Genomic DNA, 996 nt, shown 5'->3' on the forward strand with positions numbered 1-996 from the left:
GTCACCTGGAGCCGATTTTTGGCACCGGCGGCGCGCAGAAACTGGCGGAGAAATACAACTGTGCCCTGCTGGGGCAACTGCCGTTGCATATCTCCCTGCGCGAAGATCTCGATCGCGGTGAACCCACCGTTGCCAGCAAGCCGGACAGCGAGTTCACCTCACTGTATCGCGAACTGGCCGGGCAAGTTGCTGCGCAGCTTTACTGGCAGGGTGAAGTCATTCCGACCGAGATTTCGTTCCGCGCGGTGTGACCGGTTACTGGAGTGGGAACGTATGGCGTTCCCACCCTTTACTTCGTCATTCCCGCGCAGGCGGGAATCTCTCACCAACGAAACGAGTTACTTCTGCCAGAGATCCCCGGCTGTCGCCGAGGATGACGAATGAGTATTTGTCATTCCCGCCCTTTACTTCGTGATTCCCGTGTAGGAGGGAATCTCTACCAGACGAAACGCGTTCATTCAGCCAGAGATCCCCGGCATTCGCCGAGGATGACAGTTAGGGGGAGCCTCATTTTTCGCTGAAGATGACGGAGGGGCACTCAGAACAGCGTAAAGAACAAGTCATTCCACAAAGGATTAGCTGCCTCGATCAAGTGAGTTTTCCACGCTCGCCTCCATTTTTTTAACTGCTTCTCCCGCTGAATCGCCACGAGCATATTTTCAGTATATTCATGATAAAAAAGCTGATTTAGATTGTATCGCTGGGTAAATCCTTTGGCTTTTAGATTCTTATGCTGCCAGATGCGTTGTATCAAATTACTGGTTACACCGACATAAAGCGTGCCATTTGGTTTGTTGGTTAATATATAGACACTTGGCGACATTCTTATTTACCTGGCATATTAGGAACCCCGTTGTAACTGATCTTCACCGTGACATCTTTCGTTATCATCAAATACAGCGACCGTGCTCGCTTATCATTTTGCAAACCAGAAATGACCATGAGTAGGGCTGGCGCTACCTGCCTTAACTCCCTATAATTCGCTCGTTACTGTTT

Annotated in this window: 2 protein-coding genes; one reads left to right on the forward strand and one right to left on the reverse strand. The window is 50.3% G+C overall.

What is annotated here, in order from left to right:
• On the forward strand, positions 1 to 251 hold a 251-nt coding region (locus J5224_RS30030), incomplete at its 5' end, for a P-loop NTPase (RefSeq protein ID WP_264628709.1).
• Between the two features lie 287 nt (positions 252 to 538).
• On the opposite strand, the gene J5224_RS30035 is transcribed toward J5224_RS30030, so the two are convergent.
• Positions 539 to 823 (reverse strand): GIY-YIG nuclease family protein, encoded by a 285-nt coding sequence (locus tag J5224_RS30035; protein ID WP_264628710.1) that lies wholly within the window; start codon positions 821 to 823, stop codon positions 539 to 541.
• Between the last annotated feature and the right edge of the window lie 173 nt (positions 824 to 996).

The sequence above is a fragment of the Candidatus Symbiopectobacterium sp. NZEC135 genome (assembly GCF_025962695.1).

Bases quoted from the DNA above. Each gene is read 5' to 3' on its own strand.
- J5224_RS30035 (WP_264628710.1), bottom strand. From the start codon at position 823: ATGTCGCCAAGTGTCTATATATTAACCAACAAACCAAATGGCACGCTT.